We start from the raw sequence: 24,410 nt of genomic DNA, 5'->3' as shown, positions 1-24,410 counted from the left end.
CCCTGGCCCTAGCCTGGGCGCATGACCGAGACGCGCAGCTACACCCCGGACCTGGGGCGGCTCACCGACGCCGCCGACGACTCGTTCTCCGTGCGCCGCGCGTACGGCGAACCGTACGAGCACCAAGGCCAGCTCGTCATCCCCGTCGCGAAGGTGTGGGGAGGCCTCGGGACGGGCTCGGGCGGCGGCGCCGGGACCGGGTCCGGCGCGGGCTCCGGCCAGGGCACCGGTGCCGGCAAGGGCACCGGCCAGATCGGCGGCTGGTCCCGCTCGTTCCGCGTCGGCTCGGCGGCCGAGGGCGGCGAGGGCGGCCCCGACGACCACGGTGACGCCTCGGGCGACGCCCAGGGCGAGATCCGCGGCGAGACCCACGGCGACGCCTCGGGCGAGGGCAACGGCGGGGGCGGCGGCTACGGTCTGCGGGTCAAGCCGCTCGGCGTGTACGTGGTCTCCGCCGAGGGCACGAGCTGGCAGCCCGTGCTCGACCTCAACAAGGCCATCCTCGGCGTCCAGATCGTCGGGGTCGCGTTCGCGCTCTCCCTCGGGTGGGCGCTCGGGCGCCGCCGTCGCTGACCTCCTGGCGGCGGCCCGCCCGCCGACCGGAAGGACAGCATGACCTCCCACCTGCTCGACCAGCCGCACCACGACGGCTCCGCGCTCCACGTCCCGGCCGGGACGCCCGCGCCCGGGGACCGCGTGCCCGTGAGGGTGCGCGTGCCCCGGGCGGCGGGCGTCGCCGGTGTCTGGCTGCGCACGGTGCGCGACGGCGAGCCCCGCCTCGCGCAGGCCGTGCCCGACGGCGTCGGCCCGGACGGCGAGGACACCTACGTCGCCGAGGTCGAGGTCCACAACCCCGTCACGCCCTACCGGTTCCTCCTGGACGGTCCCGGCGGCTACCGCTGGCTCGACGGGCGCGGCGTGCACGCCCGCGAGGTGCCGGACGCCGCCAGCTTCCGGCTCACCACCCACGACCCGGCACCCGCCTGGCTCGGCGACGGCCTCGTCTACCAGGTGTTCCCCGACCGCTTCGCCCGGTCCGCCGCCGCGGACGCCCGGCCCGTGCCCGACTGGGCGGTGCCCGCCGCGTGGGACGACGAGCCCGCCGGCGACGGACCCCTGGCCGGCACCCAGTACTACGGCGGTGACCTCGACGGCATCGTCGAGCACCTCGACCACCTCGCCGACCTCGGCGTCGGCACCCTGTACCTCACGCCCGTGTTCCCGGGCCGCTCCAACCACCGCTACGACGCCTCCACGTTCGCCGCCGTCGACCCCCTGCTCGGCGGCGACGACGCCTACGCGCGCCTCGCCGCGGCCGTCCACGCCCGCGGGATGCGGCTCATGGGCGACATCACCACCAACCACACCGGCGCCGGCCACGAGTGGTTCACGCGGGCGCTCGCGGACCGGGCCGCCCCGGAGCGCGACCTGTACGTGTGGGCCGAGCCCGGCCGCGCGGACGTGTCGACCTCGCCCGACGGCCAGGGGTACGCGTCCTGGCTGGGGTACGGGTCGCTGCCCAAGCTGGACTGGTCCGCGGACGAGACGTGGCACCGCATGGTCAGCGGTCCCGACGCCCCGATCGGCCGGTACCTGCGGCCCCCGTTCCGGCTCGACGGGTGGCGGGTGGACGTCGCCAACATGACGGGCCGGTGGGGGAGCGAGGACCGCACCCACGCCGTCGCCCGCACCCTGCGCGCCGCCGTCGCGGCCGAGAACCCCGACGCCGCGCTGATCGCCGAGCACTTCCACGACGCCACCACCGACCTCCTGGCGGGCGGCTGGCACGCCAACATGAACTACACGGGGTTCACGCGACCCGTGTGGTCGTGGCTCGCCGTCGACGGCTCCCCGGTCGCGGCGCACGGCCTGCCCGTCACCGGCGTGCGCCGCCCCGGGTCCGCGATGGTCGCCGCCATGCGGGACTTCGACGCCGCCGTGCCGTGGTCGGTCACGGCCCGGCAGTGGAACATGCTCGGCTCCCACGACACGCCGCGGCTGCGCACCGTCGTCGGGCCCGACGCCGTCGAGGCCGCCGTGACGCTGCTGCTCACCTACCCGGGCACGCCCGTCGTGTTCGCGGGCGACGAGGTCGGCGCCACCGGGGACAACGGCGAGCACGCCCGCACCACGATGGCCTGGGACCAGGCCGCCGGCGGCGGGCCGCGCTGGGACGCCGCCACCCTGGACGTGTACCGGCGGCTCGCGGCCGTGCGCCGCGGGTCCTCGGCGCTGCGCGACGGCGGGATGCGCTGGGCCGTGGTCGACGACGACGCCGTGGTGTTCCTGCGCGAGTCGCCGGGCGAGCGGGTGCTCGTCGTGGTGGCCCGCGCCCCGTGGGCGGGGATCACCCTGCCCGGGCGGCTCCTCGCGCCCGGCGCCCAGCCCGAGACGCTGTACGGGGACCTCCCCGTCACCGCCGGTGCCGACGGCCTGCGGGTCGCCGGGGACGGCCCGGGCGTCGCGGTGGTCCGGCTCGCCTGACCCGCTGCGACGGCCCCGAGGGCTTGGCCACGCTGGGGCGGAGCCGCCGGCGTCGGGTCGCGGTCGCTCGGGGCGCGGGCGATGGTGGGACGGCGGCGGCGCCCGGCCGACCGCGGACGGAGGTGACGATGGACGGCGTCGCGGTGCTGCAGGACCTGTACTCCCGCATCGGGCCCACGGTGCACCGGGCCGTGCGCGGCCTGGACGACGACGCGCTCGCGTGGCGGCCCGACCCCGGCGCGAACTCCGTCGCGTGGCTCGTCTGGCACCTGGCCCGGGGGACCGACCTCCAGGTGGCGGCCGCCGTCGGCCGCGACCAGGTGTGGACCGACGGGTGGGCCGACCGGTTCGGGCTGCCGTTCGGCCCCGACGACTCCGGCTACGGGCACGCGCCCGAGGACGTGGCCCGGGTCCGGGTGCCCGGCGAGCTGCTGCTGGGCTACGTCGATGCCGTCGGGGACGCCGTGACCGGGGCGCTGGACGGCCTGGACGATGCCGACCTCGACGTCGTGGTGGACCGCCGCTGGGACCCGCCGGTCACGCTCGGGGTGCGGCTCGTCAGTGCCGCGGTGGACGCGCTGGAGCACGCGGCGCAGGCCGCCTACCTGCGCGGCCTGGTCGATCGCCGCTGACGGCGGTGCGGCCGGACCGGGCGCCGCTGTGGGAGCATCGGCCCGTGGCCACCGAACGGATCGCCGTCATCTCCGACGTCCACGGCAACCTCACCGCGCTGGAGGCCGTCCTGGCGGACATCCGTGAGCGCGGCATCTCCCGCGTGCTCAACCTCGGCGACGACGCGGGCAAGGGGCCGCGCGGCAGCGCCGTGGTCGACCGGCTGCGCGAGGTGTGCGAGGTCGACGTGCGTGGCAACTGGGACGACTTCCTGCCGCAGATCCGCGACGACGGCCCCGCCGAGATGGTGTGGTGGCGCGACGAGCTCCGCCCCGACCAGCGGGACTGGCTGGCCGGCAAGCCGCTGTGCCACGACCTGCTGCTCTCCGGACGACGGGTGCGGCTGTTCCACGCCTCGGCGGCGAGCGTGCACACCCGGGTGTTCTTCCACCACACCCCGGAGGAGTTCGCGGGGATGTTCGCCACCACGGAGCTGACCGGTCCCGGCCCGGCCCCGGACGTCGTCGGGTACGGCGACGTGCACGACGCCTACCTGGAGACGTTCCGCGGCCGCACCCTGTTCAACACGGGCAGCGTCGGCAACCCGCTCGACGAGCCGACGCCGTCGTACGCGGTCCTCGAGGGCGTGCCGGGCTCCGCGGACCCGGCACCGTTCGGCATCACGCACGTGCGCGTCCCCTACGACGTCGAGGCGGAGCTCGCCGCCGCCCGCGCCGTCGGGATGCCGCAGTACGCCCCGTGGGAGGGGGAGCTGCGCACCGCCGTGTACCGCGGGCTGCAGCAGGCGTCCGACCCCGCAGGCTGAGCCGGCGGGACCGCGTGGGCCGAGCCGCCGACGACCGTGGGCCCGCGCACCGCGGCGTCGGACCGCGCCGCTAGGCTTCGCCCGTGCAGACGTTCTCGCAGGACGCGTTCGACCCCACCGTGGTCGGCACCGGTCCGCGCCCCGCCCCCGGCGAGCGGGGCACCCCGTCCTACGGCGACCACGACGTCGAACGTTGGCACTTCGAGCCCCCGAAGTCGAAGGACCGCACCCCGTTCGAGCGGGACCGGGCCCGCGTGGTCCACTCGTCCGGGCTGCGCCGCCTCGGCGCGAAGACGCAGGTCCTCACCCCGGGCAGCGACGACTTCGTCCGCACCCGCCTCACGCACTCCCTCGAGGTCGCGCAGGTCGGCCGCGAGATGGGCCGCGCGCTCGGCTGCGACCCCGACCTCGTCGACACCGCCTGCCTCACCCACGACATCGGCCACCCGCCGTTCGGCCACAACGGCGAACGGGCGCTCGCCGAGCTCGCGGGCGACATCGGCGGCTTCGAGGGCAACGCGCAGACCCTGCGCCTGCTCACCCGCCTCGAACCCAAGATCGTCGCCGACGACGGCGCACCCCGCGGCCTCAACCTCACCCGCGCCTCCCTCGACGCCAGCGTGAAGTACCCGTGGCGGCTCGGCGACGGCCCCGCCCGCCCCGACGGCCGCCCCACCCACAAGTTCGGCGTCTACCCGGACGACACCGAGGTGTACACCTGGCTGCGCGAGGGCGCGCCCGCCGGGGGAGTGCGGTGCATGGAGGCGCAGGTCATGGACCTCGCCGACGACATCAGCTACTCCGTGCACGACGTGGAGGACGCCGTCGTGGGCAGCCGCCTCGACCTGCGGGTCCTCGACGACGCCGAGGAGCGGTCCCGCGTCGTCGAGCATGTGCGCGCCTGGTACGGCGACTGGCACGACCCCGACGCCCTCGACGCCGCCCTGTGCCGGCTGCGGGACACCGGCTACCTCGTCACCGAGTACGACGGGTCGCGCCGGGCGCTCGCGGCCCTCAAGGACGCCACCAGCCAGCTCATCGGCCGGTTCAGCGGCGCCGCCCAGCGCGCGACGCGGGAGCGGTACGGCGACGGGCCGCTCACCCGGTACTCGGCGCGGCTCGTGGTGCCGGACGAGACGGCCGAGGAGATCCTGGCCCTCAAGGGCGTCGCGGTGGCGTACGTCATGGCGCCGCGCGAGGCGGAGCCGCTGTACACGGCGCAGCGGGAGATCGTCGCGGACCTCGTCGACGTGCTGAGCGACCGGGCGCCGGTGGCGCTGGAGCCGCAGTTCGCGGCGGACTGGCGCGAGGCCGCCGACGACGCGGCGCGGCTGCGTGTCGTGGTGGACCAGGTGGCGTCCCTCACGGACGTGTCGGCCACCCAGCTGCACGCCCGCCTGCTCGGCCGCGACTGACTCCTCGCGCCCTTCCGGGGCGCGTCCGGAGGGGCCCGTCGGGATCTAGACTGCGCACGTGGCTGGGCTCATCAAGCGGGAGGACGTGGAGGCGGTCCGTGAGCGCGCGCGGATCGACGAGGTCGTCGGGGCGCACGTCACGCTGAAGCCCGCCGGGGTGGGTTCGCTCAAGGGTCTGTGCCCGTTCCACGACGAGCGGTCCCCGTCGTTCCACGTCCGTCCCGGTGTGGGGCGCTGGCACTGCTTCGGCTGCGGCGAGGGCGGCGACGTCATCTCGTTCGTGCAGAAGATCGACGGCATGGGCTTCACGGACGCCGTGGAGCACCTGGCGGCGCAGGTCGGCATCCAGCTCCGCTACGAGGACTCCCGCACGGGCGCGGCGGCGCAGCGTGGTCCGCGCGAGGAGCCGGGCCGCCGCCAGCGGCTGCTGGAGGCGCACCGGGTCGCCGCGGAGTTCTACGCCGAGCAGCTGTTCGGGCCGGACGCCCCGGCCGCGCGGGCGTTCCTCGCGGAGCGCAGCTTCGAGCGCGCCGACGCGGAGACGTTCGGCGTCGGGTTCGCGCCCACCGGGTGGGATTCGCTCATGCGGCACCTCCAGGGCCGGGGCTTCACGCAGCCGGAGCTCATCGCGTCCGGGCTGGTCAGCCAGGGGCAGCGCGGCGTCTACGACCGGTTCCGCGGGCGTCTCGTGTGGCCGATCCGCGACGTGACGGGTGCCGTCATCGGGTTCGGCGCGCGTCGCCTGTTCGAGTCCGACCAGGGCCCCAAGTACCTCAACACCCCCGAGACCACGCTCTACAAGAAGGCGCAGGTGCTCTACGGCATCGACCTCGCCAAGCGTGCGATCGCGCAGTCGAAGCGGGTCGTCATCGTCGAGGGGTACACCGACGTGATGGCCGCGCACCTGTCGGGCGTGGACGTCGCCGTGGCGACGTGCGGTACCGCGTTCGGCGGTGACCACGCGAAGGTGGTGCGCCGGCTCCTCGGTGACACCACCGCCGGGGGCGGGCTCCAGCTCGCGTCCGGGGCGTCGCTCGGCGGCGAGGTCATCTTCACGTTCGACGGCGACGCCGCCGGGCAGAAGGCCGCGATCCGCGCCTTCGGCGAGGACCAGCGGTTCCACGCGCAGACGTTCGTCGCGGTGGAGCCGAGCGGCATGGACCCGTGCGACCTGCGCATGGCCCGCGGACCCGAGGCGGTGCGCGCGCTGGTCGACGGCCGCGTGCCGCTGTTCGAGTTCGTCATCCGCACCACCCTGCGCGAGTTCGACCTCGACACCGTCGAGGGACGCGTCGGCGCGCTGCGCTCGGCCGCGCCGCTGGTGGCGGGCATCCGCGACCGGTCGATGCAGCTCGGGTACACGCGCAACCTCGCCCGCTGGATCGGCCTCGACCCGGAGGAGGTGCGCCGGGAGGTCGGACGCTCGTCGACGCGCGGCACCCCGGCGCGGCGCGTCGACGAGCGTCCCGCGCCGTCCGACCAGGCCGCGACGAGCGGTCCGGTGCTCGCCGCGCCCGACCCGTCCGCCCCGGTCGCCCGCATCGAGCGGCTCGCGCTCGTCGTCGTCCTGCAGTACCCGCAGCACGTACCGGTCACGTTCGACGACCTCGGCGCCGACGCGTTCGCCACCCCCGCCTGGCGGGCCGTGCACGCCGCCGTCCGCGCCGCCGGGGGAGTGACCACCGGTGCCGGGCTCGGTGGCGGGCGCTGGGTGGAGGCCGTCGTCACCGAGGCCGGGGACGCCGTCGCGCCGCTGGTCACCGAGCTGTCGGTCGCACCCGTGCCGGAGGACCGCGAGTCCGCGATCGCCGCGTACGTCGCCGACGTCGTGCGCAAGGTCGCCGACCTCGGCCTCACGCGTCGCATCGCCGACGCCAAGAGCCGCGTGCAGCGCCTCGACCCTGCCGCCGACCCGGGCGGCTACCAGGAGGCGTTCTCCGAGCTCCTCACCATCGAGGCCGAGCGGCGTCGGCTCCGCGAGAGCGTCTGACCGCGTCGCCCGCGCGGCGCTCCGGTCGCGGTGCGCGCCGCGCACGGACACGATGGGGAGACGTCCCGTCGAAGGAGTTCGTGATGCCCACCGGCAAGAACCTGCCCACCTACACCGTCCCGTCCCTCACCCCCGAGGACGGCGCGAAGGTCGCCGCCATCCTCCAGGACCGGCTCAACTCGCTGACGGACCTGCACCTCACCCTCAAGCACGTGCACTGGAACGTCGTCGGACCGCACTTCATCGCCGTCCACGAGATGCTCGACCCGCAGGTCGACGCCGTGCGCCTCATGGCCGACGACGTCGCCGAGCGCATCGCGACGCTCGGCGGCGAGCCGGTCGGCACCCCCGGAGCGCTGGTCGCGGCCCGCACCTGGGAGGACTACAGCCTGGGACGCGCCACCACCATCGAGCACCTGGGCGCGCTCGACGAGGTCTACCAGGGCGTCATCACGGCGCACCGCGCCGCCGCCGACGCCACGGCGGAGCTCGACGACGTCACCAACGACCTGCTCATCGGCAACCTGCGCGAGCTGGAGCAGTTCCACTGGTTCGTGCGCGCCCACCTGGAGTCGTCGGCCGGCGAGCTGTCGACGTCGGGCGCCACGACCGAGGTCGACGCCGCCCGCGCGGCGCGCGAGGCCGGATGAGCACGCCGGGCTGACGACCCCACCGCGTGCCGAGGGGCTCCTGGCGCACCGCCCGCCGGGCGACGGCCTCGGCCCAGCGGTTGCTCGACGGGTGGAGCGCGGGGTCGGCCGGCGGCTCCCACAGCGAGCCGTCGACGGCGGCGCCCGCGAGCAGTGCCGCGTTCGTCGGGCTGCCCTCCAGCCGCGCGACGGTGCTCGGGGTCACGTGCGTCACGGGAGGATTCTGGCGCAGGACCGGCCTCGCCCGGGACGTCCCTCCACCGCACGACGAAGGCCCGGTGACTCGAGCGAGTCACCGGGCCTCCGGGTAGAGCTCCCGCGGTTGGACTTGAACCAACGACCGTCCGATTAACAGTCGGATGCTCTGCCAGCTGAGCTACGCGGGATCGTTTCGCTGCGCTCTGCGCGCCTCGAACCGGAGATAACAGTACCAGGTCTACAGGGGTAGTCCGCACGCCTCCCGGAGCCTCGACTCCGTGGCGTCCACCACGTCCGCGACGGCGTGATCTGCCAGGTCCACGCCCTGCCCGGCGACCGCCTGCGAGAACAGCGAGCCGTCACGGTCACGCCGCACGGCGACCTTCACGGTGCCCGTGGGGACCGTCACGGTCTCGGCCAGGACGACGGAGCGCAGGACCCGCTCGTGCACGACGGCGGGCAGGTTCGTCGCGGTCGCGTCGGCCAGCGGGAGCGTCAGGGCGGGCGTCGCGTCCACCCACTCGACGACGACCACCGACCGGTGCGGGTCGAACGCCGCCCGGTCGACGTCGCACCACGGGCGGCGCAGCGTGAGGCCGTTGCCGGGCGGTGCGAGGACGACCGCGAGGTCAGCGGTGGTGGCGACGGCCCAGCGGCCGTCGGCGAGCTCGGCGCCCGCGAGGATCTTCTCCGGGCCGGTGACCGGCACGGCGCTGCGGACGACGCGGGGGGTACGACGGGCGGGCATGCAGCCCACCGTACCGGCGGGACCCCCTTGCAGATGCGTGCAGGGTTGCCCGGGGATAGCGTCGACAGGTACCCGAGAACGAGGAGGTTGCCCATGAGCATCGGTGACAAGGCCAAGCACAAGGCCGAGGAGGCCGTCGGCAAGGTCAAGGAGACCACCGGCAAGGCGACCGACAACGAGCGGCTCGAGGCCGAAGGTCAGGCCGACCAGTCGGCCGCCAACATCAAGCAGGCCGGCGACGACGTCCGGGACGCCTTCAAGAAGTAGCAGCCACGATCACGGGGCGGCACCGCGCGACGGTGCCGCCCCGTCGTGCGCCCGGGCAGCGTCGCCGAGTTCGGCTCAGTGGCGCCGGTGGTCGACGAACGTGGGCCGCGGCGACCGGCGCGGCACGGCGTCCCACAGGCCGCCCACCTCCAGCAGCCGCACGACCCGGCCGCGGTGCGGGCGGTACGGTTCCAGCGTCGCGACCATCTCCGCGTCGTCGAACGGACGACCCGCGAGCACCTGCCCGACCACGCGTGCCAGGTGGAAGTCCCCGACGGACAGGGCGTCGGCGTCGCCCAGGGCCCGCTGACCGACCTCGGCCGCCGTCCAGACGCCCACGCCGGGCAGCGACATCATCCGCACGGCGGCCTCCGGTGGCGCCAGCGCGGCCAGCCGCTCGAGGCTCGGCGCGACCTCGGCGCACCGCGTCACCGTGCGGGCCCGGCCCGGGTCGATCCCGGCCCGGTGCCACTCCCACACCGGCAGCCGGGCCCACTGGCGCGCCGACGGCACCACCCGCATCGGGACGGGCGTCGGGCCCGGGGCCGGGGTGCCGAACCGTGCCACCAGCTGCCGCCACCCGGCCTGCGCCTGGACGCCGATGACGCGCTGCTCGATGATCGCGGGCACCAGCGCCTCCAGCACCCGCCCGCTGCGCGGCACCCGGACGGCGGGGTACCGACGGTGCAGGTCGGCGAGCAGCGGCAGGTCCGGGGCGAACCCCGTCGGGTCGTCGCTCGCGCCGCACAGGTCCGGCGCGAGCCCGACGGCGGCGCGCGCACCCTCGCCCCAGGCGCGGCACGTGATCGTGCCGTCGTCGCCCGGCGTCAGGAGCGTCGTCGCGGGCCCGGCGTCGGTGAGGGTGGTCCGCCACACCGCGCGGCCCGCCACCTGGTGCGTCGGGTCGCGGCGGCCCCGCCGCAGGGGCGCGAGCGTCGTGACCACGTCGGTCGGGTGGTCGGGCCGCCACGTGTGCACGACGTCGGCGGTGGGCGGGCGCGCGTCACCGGTGTCGTGCGGGTCGACGGGCGGCGCCATGCCCTCAGGCTACGCACGCGGCCGTCGTGGTCGAGTCCGACGCGTGTCAGGTCGGGTCCGGCCGTGCCGCGGCCCGGACCGCACCTCGGCGGGGGTGCCGTGCCGCAGGAGGGCCGCCGACCCGGGGTTCCGCCGGGACCGCGCGGCGGGCAGCATGGGAGCCATGACGGTCACCACGATCCAGCGTGTCGAGAACGGGGCGGTCGCCGTGGCGGTCGTCGTCGCCACGGTCGCCGCCGACCAGCCCTGGTGGGCGCTGCTGGCGGCGTTCCTGCTGTTCGACCTCTCCGCGCTCGGCTACCTGCGCGGGCCGCGCGCCGGGGCGATCGGCTACAACGCCGTGCACAGCTACACGGGCCCGGCCGTGGTGGTGACGGTCTACCTCGCCCTGCTGCTCGCAGGCCACGACGTCGGCTGGGTCGCGCTCCTCGCGGCGTGCTGGGCGTTCCACGTCGCCGTCGACCGGGCGCTGGGCTACGGGCTCAAGATGGAGGACTTCACCCACACACACCTGGGGCGGATCGGCCGGGAGCGCGCGGTCCCGGACGCCGGCCCCGTGGGGGAGCGCTGACGCGCTCGTCCGCGTGGTGGCGCGCGGTGGTGCCCCGTGCAGGACTTGAACCCGCGACCGATCGATTATGAGTCGACTGCTCTGACCAGCTGAGCTAACGGGGCGCGGCGCGAGCCTACCGGAACGGGTGTCGTGCGCAGCGTCACGCCCGGAGTGACCTGCCGGTCCGCAGGTCAGGGTCGCGGCGTGGAAGAATGCCGGGCATGGCGATGCGAGAGATCCGAGTGGTGCCCGATCCCGTCCTGCGGACGGCCTGCGACGAGATCGTCCGAATCGACGACAAGGTCAAGGGTCTGGTCGAGGACCTGCTGGAGACCGTCGACGCGGACGGTCGGGCCGGGCTCGCCGCCAACCAGATCGGCGTGAACCTGCGGGCGTTCTCCTGGAACGTGGACGACGAGATCGGGTACGTGCTGAACCCGCGGATCGTGGACCTGTCCGAGGAGACGCAGGACGGCGACGAGGGCTGCCTGTCGGTGCCGGGCCTGTTCTACCCGACGGTGCGGTCCTGGTACGCCCGCGTGGAGGGGATCGACCTCGACGGCAAGCCCGTGGTGGTGGAGGGTACGGACCTCATGGCGCGCTGCCTGCAGCACGAGTGCGACCACCTGGACGGCAGGCTGTACCTGGACCGGCTGGAGCGCTCGGTGCGCAAGAAGGCGATGCGGGAGCTGCGCGAGCGCCTCTGAGGAGGCTCAAATGTCCGAATCGCTGTCGCGCGTGTCGGTGTCTTCGTGGAGTATGTGACCCAGGACGCAAGACGACACGCCGCTGCGACGCGCTGACCTGGAACTTCGTGGAGCTCGAGGACGTAGGGGAAGACGGACCTCGACACCCAGGGAGGACAACATGGCCGGTGCCATCACACGCGGTGTGCTCTTCGTGCACTCCGCCCCGCGCGCGCTGTGCCCCCACCTCGAGTGGGCGGCCGCAGGAGTGCTGGGCGGAGACGTCGCGCTGGACTGGACGCCCCAGCCCGCGGCACGGGGCCTGTACCGTGCCGAGCACTCGTGGCAGGGCGCTCAGGGCACGGGCGCGCGGCTCGCCTCGGCCCTGCGCGGGTGGGACCACCTGCGCTACGAGGTCACCGAGGAGGCCAGCCACGGAGCCGACGGCGCCCGCTGGTCCCACACCCCCGACCTCGGCATCTTCCACGCCATGACGGACGTGCACGGGAACGTCGTCGTGCCCGAGGACCGCGTGCGCGCGGCCATGGAGCAGACGCACGACCCGCGCGCCCTGCGGGACGCCATGGACCTGGCGCTCGGCACGGCGTGGGACGACGAGCTCGAGCCCTTCCGGTACGCGGGGGCGGGCGCCCCCGTGCGCTGGCTCCACCGGGTCGGGTAGCCCGGTCCCCGTCCTTCCTGGGGTACGACGACGGCGCCCCACCGGCCGCGATCTCTCGCGGCCGGTGGGGCGCCGTCGTGCGGGGGGCGTCAGGCGTTGGTGACGACCAGGGCCACGTTGTGCCCGCCGAACCCGAACGAGTTGTTGATCGCGGCGATGTCGCCGTCGGGCAGCTTCTCGGGGGTGTCGCGCACGAGCGGCACCTGCAGCTCCGGGTCGGGGTTGGCGACGTTGATCGTCGGGGGCGCGAGGCGCTCGTGCACGGCCTTGACCGCGAACAGCGTCTCCAGGGCACCCGCCCCGCCGAGGAGGTGGCCGGTCATCGACTTCGTGGCGGAGAGCCGGACGTGGTCGGTCTCCGAGCCGAGGACGGTGCGGATGGAGCGCGTCTCGGTGAGGTCGCCGACCTTCGTGGACGTGGCGTGGGCGTTGACGTGCACGACGTCGCGGCCCTCCACCCCGGCGTCGGCGAGCGCGCGGCGCATCGCGGCGACCTGCCCCTTGCCGTCCGGGTCGGGGGACGTGATGTGGTAGGCGTCGGACGACAGTCCGAGGCCGGAGAGCTTGGCGTACACGCGGGCGCCGCGGGCGGCGGCGTGCTCGGCGGACTCCAGGACGAGCACGGCGGCGCCCTCGCCGATGACGAACCCGTCACGGTCGACGTCGTAGGGGCGCGACGCGCCCGCCGGGTCGTCGTTGCGCAGCGACAGGGTGCGCGACGCGCAGAACGCGGCGATCGGCATCGGGTGGATGGTCGCCTCGGTGCCGCCGCACACGACGACGTCGGCGCGGCCGTTGCGGATCATGTCGATGCCGTAGCCGATGGCCTCGGCGCCCGACGCGCAGGCGCTGACCAGGGAGTGGGCGCCGGCCTGCGCACCGAACTCCAGGGAGACGTACGCGACGGGGGAGTTCGGCATCAGCATGGGGACGGTCATGGGCAGCACGCGGCGGGCGCCCCGCTCGCGCAGCACGTCCCAGCCGTCCAGGGTGGTCCAGATGCCGCCGATGCCGGACGACACGACGGCGCCGAGCCGCTCGCCGTCGACCTCGGGGGCGCCGGCGTCCTGCCAGGCCTCCCGGGCGGCGATCATCGCGTACTGGGCGGAGGGGTCCATCCGCTTGATCTCGGGGCGCGCCAGCACCTCGGACGGGTCGACCTTGATCGTCGCCGCGAAGGTGACGGGGATGCCGTACTTCTCCGACCAGTCGTTGTCCATCGTGCGCGCGCCGGACTCACCGGCGAGCGCGGCCGCCCACGTCGAGGGGGCGTCCCCGGCGAGCGGGGTGGTGGCTCCGAGGCCGGTGACGACGACGTCGCGCGAGGCAGTCATGGTGGTGCTCCTGGGGGGTGCGGAAGGACGGCGGACGACCGGGACGGACCCGGCGGTGCGGGGGCGGGGCCGGACGGCCCGGTTCGCCCCCGCACCGGGCAGGCCGGGTCAGGCCTGGGCGCCCTCGATGAAGGAGACGGCGTCGCCGACGGTGGTGAGGTTCTTGACCTCGTCGTCCGGGATGCGGACGCCGAACTTGTCCTCGGCGTGGGTGACGATCGTCATCATCGACAGCGAGTCGATGTCGAGGTCGTCCGTGAACGACTTCTCCGACGCGACGGCGTCGGTGGGCAGGCCGGTCTCCTCGGCGACGATCTCGGCGAGGCCCTCGAGGATCTCGGTTGCGGTGTAAGCCATGGGGTTGCTCTCTCCTTGAACTGGGTGCCGGGCGTCCGGCACCGGGTCGGGCTGGCAGTGCGATTCTCGCGCACCACCGGGTTCGGACTCTACGGGGCCTTCGTCACGGCAGGACGACCACCTGGGCCGCGTAGACCAGACCGGCACCGAAGCCGATCTGCAGCGCGAGGTCGCCGGAGGACACCTGTCCCTCGGCGAGGAGGCGGTGCGCGGCCAGCGGGATGGACGCGGCCGACGTGTTGCCGGTGTCCGCGATGTCGCGGGCCACGACCACCGACTCGGGCAGCCGGAGCTGCTTGATCATCTGGTCGATGATGCGCATGTTCGCCTGGTGCGGGACGAACGCCTGGATGTCCTCGGGCTCCACCCCGGCGTCCGCCATCGCCTTCGCGGCGATGGGTGCCATCTGGAAGCTGGCCCACTTGAAGACGGTCTGGCCGTCCTGGCGCATGGTGGCGAACCCTGCGTCCGGGTCGCCGCGCAGGTCGGACCAGGGGTGGGTCTGCCGGATCGCCTGGGCGCGGGAGCCGTCGGAGCCCCACACGGTCGGGCCGATGCCGGGGGTGTCCGACGGGCCGACGACGGCCGCGCCGGCCCCGTCCCCGAGGAGGAACGAGATGGTGCGGTCGGTCGGGTCGACGAAGTCGCTGAGCTTCTCCGCGCCGACGACGAGCACGTGGCGTGCGGCGCCCGAGCGCACGAGGGCGTCGGCCTGGGCGATGCCGTACGAGTAGCCCGCGCAGGCGGCGGAGACGTCGTAGGCGGCGGCCGGGGTGGCCCCGAGCCGGTCGGCGAGCACGGCCGCGCCGGCCGGCGTCTGGTGGAACCAGGTGATGGTCGACAGGATGACGACGTCGACGTCGGCGCCGGTGAGCCCGGCCGCGTCGAGCGCCCGGCGGGCGGCGGCCTCGGCGAGGTCGATGACGTCGACGTCGGCCGTGGCGCGGCGGCGGGTGACGATGCCCGTGCGCTGGCGGATCCACTCGTCGGAGGAGTCGATCGGTCCGGCGACGTCGTCGTTCGTCACCGTGGCCGTGCCGCGCTCCGCACCGAGCGCGAGGATCCGGGAGTACCGGACGGGCTCGGCCTGGCGCAGCGCCTTGCGAACGGTCACTGCTCGTCCTGGGCGACGTCCCCGCCCGTGGCCCCCGCGCCGGCGGCCACGGAGTGGCGGGCGACGAGGTCGCGCGCGGCCGAGACGTCGTCCGGGGACTTCACGGCGACGAGCTCGACGCCCTTGAGGGAGCGCTTGGCGAGCCCGGCGAGGACGCCGCCGGGGGCGAGCTCGAGGATCGCGGTGACGCCGAGCTCGGCGAGCGTGGCCTGGCACAGGTCCCAGCGGACCGGGGCGGTGACCTGCGCGGAGAGGCGCGCGAGGACGTCCGTGGAGCGGCCGTGACCGTGCGCGCCCTCGCCGAGGGTGGAGTAGGCGGCGCCGTCCGCGTTGCTCAGCAGCGGCAGGCGCGGGTCGGTGGCGAGCCACGTCGTGGCGACGTTCTCGAACGCGGCCCGCGCGGACTCCATGTAGGGCGTGTGGAACGCGCCGGCGACCTGCAGCGGGATGACGCGGGCACGCGTCGGCGGCTGCTCGGCCAGGGCGGCGAGCGCCTCCGGCGAGCCGGCGGCGACGACCTGCCCGCCCCCGTTGACGTTGGCGGGGAACAGCCCGGCGGCCTCGATGGCGGCGAGCACGTCGTCCGGGTCGCCGCCGACGACGGCGCTCATGCCGGACGGGGTGGCCGCGGCGGCCTCCGCCATGGCGCGCGCCCGGTGGGACACGAGGCCGACGGCCCCGGCGTCGTCGAGGGCGCCCGCGACCGCGGCGGCGGCCAGCTCGCCGACGGAGTGGCCCGCGGTGACGTCGACGACGTCCGTGGTGGGGCGTCCGTCGAGGATCGCCCGCAGCGCGAGCAGCGACGCGGAGACGATGAGCGGCTGGGCCACCGCGGTGTCCCGGATCGTCTCGGCGTCGGACGTGGTCCCGTGCTGGACGAGGTCCGTCCCGGCGGCGGCCGAGAAGGAGTCGAGCAGGTCGGAGGTGCCGGGCAGCTCGAGCCAAGGCGCGAGCATCCCGGGGGTCTGAGAGCCCTGTCCAGGGCAGACGACGGCGAGCACGGGTCCACGGTGCCACCTGGCGGGGACACCGGAGCGTCGCGACGCGCACCAACCTCACCCAAGGCGGTTGTGGGAATCCTCAATCGCCCCGGGTGGGGAAGGGCTGGGTCAGCCGTCGGTGCCGAGCTGGCCGAGCGCGAGCGCGACCTGCAGCACGAACGACTCGCGGGCGTCCAGCGGGTCCCAGCCGGTGATCTCCGAGACCTTGCGCAGCCGGTACCGGACCGTGTTGGGGTGCACGTACAGGCGCCGGGCCGCGGCCTCCAGGGAACGGCCCGTGCCGAGGTAGGCGGACAAGGTCTCCAGCACCGACCCCGTGGCCTCCTGCAACGGCCGGTAGGCCTGCGCGACCAGCGTGCGGCGCGCGGTGACGTCGCCGGTGAGCACCCGCTCGGGCAGGAGGTCGTCGGCGAGCACGGGCCGGGGCGCCTGCGGCCAGGCGGGAGCCGCCGCCAGCCCCGCCAGCGCCGACCGGGCCGACGCCGTCGCCTCGCCCATCGACGGCACGACCCCGCCGAACACCACCGGGCCCGGGCCGAACCGCCCCACCAGCCCGGTCGCGGCGGCCACGAGGTCGCCCTCCCCGCCGAGCACGAGCACGAGCCGGTCGCCGTGGATGCCGACCAGGGTGTCCCCGGCGGCGCGCCGGGCCGCCCGACGCAGCTCGGCCGTGGCGACGTCGTCGAGGCTGTCCGTCGTCCCGCCCACCACGACCAGGACCTGGCCCCGCCCGCTCCAGCCGAGCGCGGAGATGCGCGAGCGCAGCGCGTCGTCGGTGTCGCCGCGCACGATTGCGTCGACGACGAGGGCCTCCAGGCGGGCGTCCCAGGCCCCCCGGACCTCGGCGGCCCGGGCGTAGACCTCCGCGGCGGAGAACGCGACCTCGCGCGAGTAGCGCAGCACGGCCTCGCGCAGCTCCCGCTCGAAGCCGGGCACGGCGATCTGGTCGGAGTAGGACTCGACGACGTCGACCATGAGGCGCACGAGCTGCAGCGTGTGCTGCAGCGAGATGGACCGGGTGAGCTCCGGCGGCGCGGCGGCGAACATCTCGCCGACGCCGTGCGGGGTCTGGCTGGGGTCCGCGAACCAGGTGGCGAACGCGTTGATGCCGGACTGGGCGACCAGCGCGACGTACGAGCGGTCCTCGGCGGGGAGCTGGCGGTACCAGTGGACCTCCTCGTCGAGGCGGCGCATCGCCGCCGCGGTGAGCAGGCCCAGCCCGTCACGGACCCGGCGGACGTTCTCGTCGCGCGCGACGGTCGAGGTGGACATGGTCCGAGGATAGGGCCTGCCTTGTGGGGAACGCACAAAGACCCGGCCGGTGGGGCGCGGGCGGCAGTTCGCCCGGCCCGGCGCGACCCCCAGGGGTTAGGGTCAGGTGCATGGCCCTGATGCCCCGTCTGCGTCAGCTTCTGCGACGCCCGCGCACCTCGTCGAGGGTCGGCGCGCGGCGCCCGACGGGAGACCGACGCCGAGGAGATGCTGTGCACGAGGACGCGCTGCGCGCGATGCTCCACGACGACCCGAACGACCGCCGCGCCTTCGCGGCGCTCGCCGAGCTGGTGCGCCGGCACGCCGCCGAGCCGACCAGCCCCGACGACCCGCTCGCCGCGCTTCCGGAGGAGGAGCGGGTGGAGGCCGCCGACCTGGCGGTGTGGTCCCTGGCCGAGGAGCTGGCCGGGCACCCGCGCGCGTGGCGGCCGCTGCTGGAGCTGGGCCGCCTCTCGGTGGCGGACGACCCGGAGGGCGCGATGCGCCGCTTCACGACCGCCGCGGAGCGGGACGCCGACGGGAACGCCCTCGCCGAGGGGCTGGAGGTGCTGCGCGACGCGGGGATGCCAGTCGAGGCGCTCGGCCTCGGTATCGGGCACTGGCGGGTGCGCGAGCACGTCGCGGAGGTGGGACGCCAGCTCGTGCTGGCGGCGTTGGAGGCGGACCGGATCGACGAGGCCCGCCGCCACCTGGAGGCGCTGGACGCCCACGAGGACACCCGCGCGGTCGCGGCGATGCGCCCGGAGCTGGTCGCCGCCATCGAGGCCGCGGAGGTCGCGGGCACGACCGCCTGACGCGGCCGTCCTTCGCGACGCAGCGCAGGACGGCGCGAGTCGGCGCGGGATCCCGCGAGCCGGCGCGGACGACGAAGGGCCCGGTCACCCCGCGGGGTGACCGGGCCCTTGCCTCAGCCGGGTGGCGTCAGCTGTCGCCGCCGGCGACGCCGGAGGTGCCGGCGTTGACGTCGGTCAGGCGGTACTTCTCCACGGCCTGCGCCACGACCTCGCGGGACACCTCGCCGCGGCGGGCGAGCTGCTGCAGGGTCTTGACGACGAGCGACGGGCCGTCGATGAGGAAGAACCGGCGGGCGGCGGCGCGGGTGTCGGAGAACCCGAAGCCGTCGGCGCCGAGCACCGCGTAGTCGCCGGGCACCCAGGCGCGGATCTGGTCCGGCACGAGGTGGTCGTAGTCGCTGGTGGCGACGAACGGACCCTGCGCCCCCGACAGCTTCTGCGTCACGTAGGGCACGCGCGGCTCGGCGGACGGGTCCACCAGGGCGTCCTTCTCCGCGGCGAGCGCGTCACGACGCAGCTCGTTCCAGGAGGTCACCGACCAGACGTCGGCGGACACGCCCCAGTCGTCGCGCAGCAGCTGCTGCGCCTCGAGCGCCCACGGCAGGCCGACGCCGGACGCGAGGAGCTGGGCCTTGGGACCCTCACCCTCGTCGGTCGCGACGCGGTGGATGCCGCGCAGGATGCCCTCGACGTCGACGTCCTCCGGCTCGGCCGGCTGGACCATCGGCTCGTTGTACACCGTGAGGTAGTACATGACGTCCTGGGGGCGGCCCTGGGCGTCGTGGCCGTCGGAGCCCTCGCCGTACATGCGCTCGATGCCGTCGCGCACGATGTGGCGGATCTCGTAGCCGTACGCCGGGTCGTACTGGACGATGGCGCTGTTGGTGCCCGCGATGAGCGGCGAGTGGCCGTCGGCGTGCTGCAGGCCCTCACCGGTCAGGGTGGTGCGACCGGCGGTGGCGCCGATGATGAAGCCGCGCGTCATCTGGTCGCCGGCGGCCCAGAACTGGTCGCCGGTGCGCTGGAACCCGAACATCGAGTAGAAGATGTAGACGGGCACCATGTGCTCGCCGTGCGTGGCGTACGACGTGCCGACCGACTGGAACGCGGCCGCGGAACCGGCCTCGTTGATGCCGGTGTGCATGATCTGCCCGGCCTCGGACTCCTTGTAGCTCAGCATGAGCTCGCGGTCCACGGCGAGGTAGTTCTGGCCGTTCGTGTTGAAGATCTTCGCGCTGGGGAAGATCGAGTCCAGACCGAACGTGCGGGCCTCGTCGGGGATGATCGGCACGATGCGCTTGCCGAACTCCTTGTCCTTGATGAGGTCCTTGAGCAGACGCACGAACGCCATGGTGGTGGCGACCTGTTGGGTGCCCGACCCCTTCTTGAGGAGCTCGTAGGTCTTCGCCGGGGGCAGCGTGAGCGGCTTCGGCGTCGAGCGACGCTCCGGCACGAACCCGCCGAGGTGACGACGACGGTCCAGCATGTACTGGATGGTCTCGTCCTCCATGCCCGGGTGGAAGTACGGGGGCAGGTACGGGTCGGCGTCGATCTGCTCGTCCGTCAGCGGGATCCGCAGGTTGTCGCGCAGCGCCTTGAGGTCCTCGTTCTTGACCTTCTTCATCTGGTGCGTGGCGTTGCGGCCCGCGAAGCTGGAGCCGAGGGCGTAGCCCTTGACCGTCTGCGCCAGGATGACCGTCGGCTGGCCCGTGTGGGCGCGGGCGGCGGCGTACGCGGCGTAGATCTTGCGGTAGTCGTGGCCACCGCGCTTCATGTTCCAGATGTCCTCGTCGGTCATGTTCTGCACGAGCGCCTTGGTCCGGGGGTCCCGGCCGAAGAAGTGCTCGCGGATGAACGCGCCGGACTCCGCACGGTACGTCTGGTAGTCGCCGTCGGGCGTGATGTTCATCAGGTTGACCAGGGCGCGGTCCTTGTCCGCGTTGAGCAGGGCGTCCCACTCGCGGCCCCAGACGACCTTGATGACGTTCCAGCCGGCGCCGCGGAACTGCGACTCCAGCTCCTGGATGATCTTGCCGTTGCCGCGCACGGGGCCGTCGAGGCGCTGCAGGTTGCAGTTCACGACGAACGTCAGGTTGTCGAGGCCCTGGTGGGCGGCGAGCTGCAGCATGCCGCGCGACTCGGGCTCGTCCATCTCGCCGTCGCCGAGGAACGCCCAGACGTCCTGCTGGCTGGTGTCCTTGATGCCGCGGTTGTGCAGGTACTTGTTGGTCCAGGCCTGGTAGATGGCCGACGCCGGGCCGAGGCCCATCGAGACGGTCGGGAACTCCCAGAAGTCCTGCAGGAGGCGCGGGTGCGGGTAGGACGGCAGGCCGCCGCCGGCGTGCGACTTCTCCTGGCGGAACCCGTCGAGACGGTCGCTGGAGAGGCGGCCCTCGAGGAAGGCGCGCGCGTACTGGCCGGGGGAGGAGTGGCCCTGGAAGTAGACCTGGTCGCCGCCGCCCGGGTGGTCCTTGCCGCGGAAGAAGTGGTTGAGACCCACCTCGGTGAGGGTCGCGACGGACGCGTAGGACGAGATGTGCCCGCCGACCGACACCTCGGGGCGCTGGGCGCGCGTCACCATGACGGCGGCGTTCCAGCGGATCCACGAGCGGTAGCGCCGCTCCACGGCCTCGTCGCCAGGGAAGTACGGCTCCTCGTGGACACCGATGGTGTTCACGTACGGCGTCGCGACCGACGTCGGGATCTGGACGTTGCGCTCACGGGCGCGGCGCATCAGGTTGAGCATGACGTACCGGGCACGGGGTCCGCCCTTGTCGTCGATGAGCCCGTCGAAGGACTCCACCCACTCCGAGGTCTCGGAAGGGTCGATGTCCGGCACAGCGCTGAGCAGACCGTCGATCAGCGGTCCGGTCTCGTTGGAAGCCACCAGCAACCTCTCTCTTCTGCGGGCTGCCGCCAAGGGTGGCGGCCGCTCGTGCAAGGGTTCCCGTCTGCGGACCCGTGTCGTCGGGGTCGCGACGGCGCGGTCCACCCACGGGTGGTCATCAGTCATTGTGTCTCGACTTTGCCCCGTGGAACACCAGCAGGGAGTCAAGAATCCGTGATCTACGTCATGCCTGCACCTCAGGAGGCGTCCTCGCAGGCCGTCGCCACCGGACTGGGCGGGCGTCGGGGCCTCGAGTGCACTACCTTGGCGCTCGAGGCGCGCGCGACGTCGTGCCCACCGACGACGGAAGGAAAGAGCACACCCGTGGGACAGCAGGCGGACACCCAGGCGGCACGCTTCGGGTTCACCACCGGTCAGGTCGTGCAGGAGTTCGGGTGGGACGACGACGTCGACGAGCCCCTGCGCGCTGCGCTGGAGGCCGCGCTCGGCGGTGAGCTCGTCGACGAGGACTACGACGACGTCACGGACGCCGTCCTGGTGTGGTGGCGCGACGAGGACGGTGACCTCACCGACATGCTCGTGGACGCGCAGACGGCGCTCGAGGACGGCGGGAAGGTCTGGCTCCTCACCCGCAAGCCGGGACGAGACGGCCACGTCGGCCACGACGAGATCCAGGAGGCCGCGACCACGGCCGGACTGCACGCCACCAGCACGTTCGCCGCCGGCGACGACTGGTCCGCGACGCGGCTCGCGAACCGTGGCCGCTGATCCGGCCATCGACGCGGTGACACCGCCGGTCGCCGGGGACCCGGCGCCCGACTTCACCCTCCCCGACACGCACGGGACTCCCACGCAGCTCGCCGACCTGCGTGGCGAGCCCGTGCTCGTCGTGTTCTACCCGTTCGCGTTCTCCGGGATCTGCACCGGGGAGCTGTGCGAGCTGCGGGACAACATCGAGGACTTCGAGTCCGCCGGGGTGCGGCTCCTCGCCGTGTCCACCGACCCCGTCTTCACCCTCAAGGCGTGGCAGGAGATCGAGGGGTTCGGGTTCGACCTCCTCAGCGACTTCTGGCCCCACGGCGCCGCCGCCCGCGCGTTCGGCGTGTTCGACGAGCGCTCCGGGCACGCGCTGCGCGGCTCGTTCCTCGTCGACGCCGACGGCATCGTCCGCTGGTCCGTCGTCCACCCGCGCGGTCAGCGCCGTGACCTGGACGGCTACCTCCAGGCGCTCGCCGAGATCTGATCGCGCCGCGCACCGTCCGGCCGGTGGGCCCGCGGGCGAGCACCACCGCCGCTGCAGGTATCCTTGCGTGCGCTGCCGGGGCCTGTAGCTCAGCTGGTTAGAGCGCCACGCTTACACCGTGGATGTCGGGGGTTCGAATCCCTCCGGGCCCACAAGAAGGTCGTTGTTCAAACCAACGACATCGCCGGTTTGAGTTCCGCCGTCCGTCCTTGTTGGCGGATGGCGAGGGTCTGGGCGTCGCCGTCGAGGAACACTTTGAACGGGACGTCGGGCTCGCCGTGGATGGTGTCGTCGCCGGTGACGACGAGTCGCGCGACAGGTACAGGTCCGGTCCCATCTGCGGCAGCGCGATCGCCACGACCGTGATGTCGAGGATCGGCATGAACTGCGCCGTGCCCAACAGGCCCAGCGCCAGCCAGCGCTTGGGGTGCGCTCCCGCGTCTACTTGCTCGCGTTGTGTCGCAGTCATGGTCGATCTCGTCTTGCTCGCCGTGCCTACGGGCTCTGCGCTTCACCGCCAGGATGAACTCAATCGCTGATGTGTGAGTTGTAACGCATAGAATATCTCATGCATTTCCGTACGACTAATGAGGTGGAGCATGGCGACCAAGAAGGCCATGGCGAACGGTGGTCTCCAGCAGGTCTCCGCAGCAGGTGATCGTCGCGCGGTCAACCAGCGGGCCGACGCGCAGCGCAATCGAGCGAAGATCCTGGCGGCGGTCGTCACCGCGATCCGCAACGACCCCGACGCCTCGGTGGCCGACATCGCTGCCGAGGCCGGGGTGGGCCGGATGACCCTCTACGGGCACTTCAAGACGCGTCCCGAACTTATTGAGGCTGCCCTTGTCGAGAGTCTCGACCGTGGCGAGGAGGCTCTGCGCGAGGTGCCACTGGACGGTGATGCCCGTGAGGCATTCCGGCGGCTTGTTGCATCCAGTTGGGTGCTCGTGGACCAGGCGCGGGCCGTTCTGGCCGCGGCGCAGAAGGAACTTTCTGCAGCGCGCATCCGGGAGTTGCACGAGAAGGCTGAAGCCCGTATGCGAGCCTTGCTGGAGCGTGGCCAGCGCGAAGGTGCTTTTCGCGCCGACCTTCCGGTCAGCTGGCTGTTGGCCACCACCCATGTGGTGATGAACGGGGCAGCCGAGGAAGTCCGAGCCGGGCGGCTCGACGCCGAGGATGCCTCCTGGTTCATCGACGCGATCCTGCTGCCGGCCTTCGCGAGCACCGCGCCGCCCAAAGAGGGTCGCGATGAACTCGCCACTGGTGGGTAGCATCGGCGCATGTGTGGCAGGAACCTCGGCCGCCACGACCCTGCGTCACTGAGGTGTTGACGTCGCGATCGACCTCCTGACCGCACGAGCGAGTCGACCTACAACCGGGCACTGGTCAGTAGAGAGGTGGTCATCGGCCTGCTCGAACCGGAACAGGCCGTGGTCGACTTGTTGATGGTCATGGTGACGTTCGGCGATGCCGGGCTCGCCGGAGAGGCCGGACCGCCCGTGCTCTACCGGCACCGCACCTGCGGCGAGGTCAGCCACGTCGTGCCCCCGCTGCGCGCACTGCGGCGGGCGATGCACGCGCGCGAAATCGATGTGCTCCCCGGACCCGGCCTCTCGGCTTGATCGACCATTGACCGCGACCGGGGGAGCGAATGCCTGCGATGGTTGCCGGAGCCGTGGGGTGAGTGGTGTTCACAGCGGGGGCATGGTCCAGGCCGCGAGCAGCAGCACAGCCCCCAGACCGAGGTCGAGGACGAAGCAGGCTTCGGTGAGCGAGCGGCTGACTACCTTGTCGCGGATGAAGTGGACCACGTCCCATACGGTGTGGCCGAGCGCAGCCGCTGCGGCCAGGTAGAGGGCCACCGTGGGGCTGGACATCATGGCGGTCAGTGCGATGGCGCTGAAGCCGACGAACGCCAGAGCTTGCAGGCCGACCTCTCGGCGGTCGGTGCCGCGCAGGAACCCGAAGATCGCGAATCCTGTTCCCATGACGAGCATGGTGACGGTCGGATCGAGCCCGGTGAGGCCGGCGAGGACGACGGCGACGCTTGCGACGACGACCATGACCCAGACGCTTCGCCGGGAGCCGATGGCAGCGGCGGCGAGGTAGCACGTCGAGGCGATGATGATGATCATCCCGGTGACATGCGGGTCGGGACCGTCGGCGTTGTTGAGGAGTAGCGCGAGCACGCCGAGGACCGAGGGCCAGCGTGCCAGGAGGTGGTGTCCGAAGGCCGCAGCGCGGCCGGAGGGATGAGTGTGTACGTGGGTATCGAGGTTCGTCGTGTTGTTGTTCACG

General features: G+C 73.5%; 25 protein-coding genes and 3 tRNA genes. 17 read left to right on the top strand and 11 right to left on the bottom strand.

Features of this window, described 5'->3' with window-relative positions; all coding sequences use genetic code 11:
- Positions 1-21: 21 nt before the first annotated feature.
- From ATJ88_RS11475 to ATJ88_RS11445, 7 genes are all read left to right on the top strand, one after another.
- Positions 22-573 carry a hypothetical protein gene (locus tag ATJ88_RS11475; RefSeq protein ID WP_098463934.1) on the top strand — a complete coding sequence of 184 codons (552 nt, stop codon included), beginning with the start codon at positions 22-24 and terminating at the stop codon, positions 571-573.
- Positions 574-612: 39 nt separating this feature from the next.
- Positions 613-2,484: a glycoside hydrolase family 13 protein gene (locus ATJ88_RS11470; RefSeq protein WP_211287507.1), complete on the top strand. Its 1,872-nt coding sequence runs from the start codon at positions 613-615 to the stop codon at positions 2,482-2,484.
- 128 nt (positions 2,485-2,612) lie between these two features.
- Positions 2,613-3,116 carry a mycothiol transferase gene (locus tag ATJ88_RS11465; protein WP_098463933.1) on the top strand — a complete coding sequence of 168 codons (504 nt, stop codon included), beginning with the start codon at positions 2,613-2,615 and terminating at the stop codon, positions 3,114-3,116.
- Positions 3,117-3,160: 44 nt separating this feature from the next.
- Positions 3,161-3,922: a metallophosphoesterase family protein gene (locus tag ATJ88_RS11460; protein WP_098465299.1), complete on the top strand. Its 762-nt coding sequence runs from the start codon at positions 3,161-3,163 to the stop codon at positions 3,920-3,922.
- A 119-nt stretch (positions 3,923-4,041) separates the two neighbouring features.
- Entirely contained in the window at positions 4,042-5,337 is a 1,296-nt protein-coding gene (locus tag ATJ88_RS11455; RefSeq protein ID WP_425432700.1) for a deoxyguanosinetriphosphate triphosphohydrolase, read from the top strand.
- A gap of 58 nt (positions 5,338-5,395) precedes the next feature.
- A complete protein-coding gene (gene dnaG, locus ATJ88_RS11450; RefSeq protein WP_098463931.1) occupies positions 5,396-7,327 on the top strand; it encodes a DNA primase in 1,932 nt (643 codons plus the stop codon).
- A gap of 83 nt (positions 7,328-7,410) precedes the next feature.
- Positions 7,411-7,977 carry a Dps family protein gene (locus ATJ88_RS11445; RefSeq protein ID WP_098463930.1) on the top strand — a complete coding sequence of 189 codons (567 nt, stop codon included), beginning with the start codon at positions 7,411-7,413 and terminating at the stop codon, positions 7,975-7,977.
- Between the two features lie 313 nt (positions 7,978-8,290).
- On the opposite strand, the gene ATJ88_RS11435 is transcribed toward ATJ88_RS11445, so the two are convergent.
- Positions 8,291-8,363: transfer RNA gene (locus ATJ88_RS11435), tRNA-Asn, on the bottom strand.
- Positions 8,364-8,413: 50 nt separating this feature from the next.
- On the bottom strand, positions 8,414-8,923 hold the full coding sequence (locus tag ATJ88_RS11430; protein WP_098463928.1) for a hypothetical protein: 510 nt from the start codon (positions 8,921-8,923) through the stop codon (positions 8,414-8,416).
- Between the two features lie 93 nt (positions 8,924-9,016).
- Here ATJ88_RS11430 and ATJ88_RS11425 point away from each other — a divergent pair, with 93 nt between their 5' ends.
- Complete coding sequence (locus ATJ88_RS11425; protein WP_098463927.1) at positions 9,017-9,190, top strand: CsbD family protein; 174 nt, start codon at positions 9,017-9,019, stop codon at positions 9,188-9,190.
- A gap of 75 nt (positions 9,191-9,265) precedes the next feature.
- Here ATJ88_RS11425 and ATJ88_RS11420 read toward each other — a convergent pair whose 3' ends face one another.
- Positions 9,266-10,228 (bottom strand): DNA-3-methyladenine glycosylase family protein, encoded by a 963-nt coding sequence (locus ATJ88_RS11420; protein WP_245852367.1) that lies wholly within the window; start codon positions 10,226-10,228, stop codon positions 9,266-9,268.
- 163 nt (positions 10,229-10,391) lie between these two features.
- Between ATJ88_RS11420 and ATJ88_RS11415 the strand changes: the two genes are divergently transcribed.
- The gene (locus ATJ88_RS11415) at positions 10,392-10,799 is read left to right on the top strand and encodes a DUF4260 family protein (protein WP_098465297.1); all 408 of its coding nucleotides are present in this window, start codon (positions 10,392-10,394) and stop codon (positions 10,797-10,799) included.
- Positions 10,800-10,826: 27 nt separating this feature from the next.
- On the opposite strand, the gene ATJ88_RS11410 is transcribed toward ATJ88_RS11415, so the two are convergent.
- Positions 10,827-10,903, bottom strand: a tRNA-Ile gene (locus ATJ88_RS11410).
- 99 nt (positions 10,904-11,002) lie between these two features.
- Here ATJ88_RS11410 and def point away from each other — a divergent pair.
- Positions 11,003-11,488, top strand: coding sequence for a peptide deformylase (gene def, locus ATJ88_RS11405; protein ID WP_098465296.1), 486 nt, complete (start codon positions 11,003-11,005; stop codon positions 11,486-11,488).
- Between the two features lie 160 nt (positions 11,489-11,648).
- Entirely contained in the window at positions 11,649-12,149 is a 501-nt protein-coding gene (locus ATJ88_RS11400) for a DUF3145 domain-containing protein (RefSeq protein ID WP_098463926.1), read from the top strand.
- 89 nt (positions 12,150-12,238) lie between these two features.
- On the opposite strand, the gene ATJ88_RS11395 is transcribed toward ATJ88_RS11400, so the two are convergent.
- From ATJ88_RS11395 to ATJ88_RS11375, 5 genes are all read right to left on the bottom strand, one after another.
- Positions 12,239-13,483 (bottom strand): beta-ketoacyl-[acyl-carrier-protein] synthase family protein, encoded by a 1,245-nt coding sequence (locus ATJ88_RS11395; protein ID WP_098463925.1) that lies wholly within the window; start codon positions 13,481-13,483, stop codon positions 12,239-12,241.
- Positions 13,484-13,591: 108 nt separating this feature from the next.
- A complete protein-coding gene (locus ATJ88_RS11390) occupies positions 13,592-13,840 on the bottom strand; it encodes an acyl carrier protein (protein WP_098463924.1) in 249 nt (82 codons plus the stop codon).
- A gap of 103 nt (positions 13,841-13,943) precedes the next feature.
- On the bottom strand, positions 13,944-14,954 hold the full coding sequence (locus tag ATJ88_RS11385; protein WP_211287506.1) for a beta-ketoacyl-ACP synthase III: 1,011 nt from the start codon (positions 14,952-14,954) through the stop codon (positions 13,944-13,946).
- Positions 14,951-15,955, bottom strand: a complete 1,005-nt coding sequence (locus ATJ88_RS11380; protein WP_098463923.1) for an ACP S-malonyltransferase — start codon at positions 15,953-15,955, stop codon at positions 14,951-14,953. Before ATJ88_RS11380 ends, ATJ88_RS11385 begins: the two co-directional genes overlap by 4 nt.
- 108 nt (positions 15,956-16,063) lie before the next feature.
- Positions 16,064-17,227, bottom strand: a complete 1,164-nt coding sequence (locus ATJ88_RS11375) for a PucR family transcriptional regulator (RefSeq protein ID WP_098463922.1) — start codon at positions 17,225-17,227, stop codon at positions 16,064-16,066.
- 212 nt (positions 17,228-17,439) lie between these two features.
- Here ATJ88_RS11375 and ATJ88_RS11370 point away from each other — a divergent pair, with 212 nt between their 5' ends.
- A complete protein-coding gene (locus ATJ88_RS11370; RefSeq protein WP_342744847.1) occupies positions 17,440-18,021 on the top strand; it encodes a hypothetical protein in 582 nt (193 codons plus the stop codon).
- 127 nt (positions 18,022-18,148) lie between these two features.
- Here the strand turns inward: ATJ88_RS11370 and aceE are convergent, their stop codons facing one another.
- Entirely contained in the window at positions 18,149-20,908 is a 2,760-nt protein-coding gene (aceE, locus tag ATJ88_RS11365) for a pyruvate dehydrogenase (acetyl-transferring), homodimeric type (RefSeq protein ID WP_425432673.1), read from the bottom strand.
- A gap of 324 nt (positions 20,909-21,232) precedes the next feature.
- On the opposite strand from aceE, the gene ATJ88_RS11360 reads away from it, so the two are divergent.
- The 5 genes from ATJ88_RS11360 to ATJ88_RS11335 all read left to right on the top strand — a co-directional run bounded on the left by ATJ88_RS11360 (position 21,233) and on the right by ATJ88_RS11335 (position 23,734).
- Entirely contained in the window at positions 21,233-21,637 is a 405-nt protein-coding gene (locus ATJ88_RS11360) for a DUF3052 domain-containing protein (protein WP_245852364.1), read from the top strand.
- The gene (locus ATJ88_RS11355; protein WP_245852362.1) at positions 21,627-22,112 is read left to right on the top strand and encodes a peroxiredoxin; all 486 of its coding nucleotides are present in this window, start codon (positions 21,627-21,629) and stop codon (positions 22,110-22,112) included. Before ATJ88_RS11360 ends, ATJ88_RS11355 begins: the two co-directional genes overlap by 11 nt.
- 78 nt (positions 22,113-22,190) lie before the next feature.
- Positions 22,191-22,264: transfer RNA gene (locus ATJ88_RS11350), tRNA-Val, on the top strand.
- 447 nt (positions 22,265-22,711) lie between these two features.
- Positions 22,712-23,383 carry a TetR/AcrR family transcriptional regulator gene (locus ATJ88_RS11340; protein ID WP_098463920.1) on the top strand — a complete coding sequence of 224 codons (672 nt, stop codon included), beginning with the start codon at positions 22,712-22,714 and terminating at the stop codon, positions 23,381-23,383.
- A gap of 126 nt (positions 23,384-23,509) precedes the next feature.
- Complete coding sequence (locus ATJ88_RS11335; protein ID WP_098463919.1) at positions 23,510-23,734, top strand: hypothetical protein; 225 nt, start codon at positions 23,510-23,512, stop codon at positions 23,732-23,734.
- 69 nt (positions 23,735-23,803) lie between these two features.
- Here the strand turns inward: ATJ88_RS11335 and ATJ88_RS11330 are convergent, their stop codons facing one another.
- A complete protein-coding gene (locus ATJ88_RS11330) occupies positions 23,804-24,409 on the bottom strand; it encodes a hypothetical protein (RefSeq protein WP_211287505.1) in 606 nt (201 codons plus the stop codon).
- Between the last annotated feature and the right edge of the window lies 1 nt (position 24,410).

The sequence above is a fragment of the Isoptericola jiangsuensis genome, assembly GCF_002563715.1.
GTDB classification, from domain to species: domain Bacteria; phylum Actinomycetota; class Actinomycetes; order Actinomycetales; family Cellulomonadaceae; genus Isoptericola; species Isoptericola jiangsuensis.
Note: the sequence above shows the minus strand (reverse complement) of the source record. Positions and strands in the feature narration are given on the sequence as shown.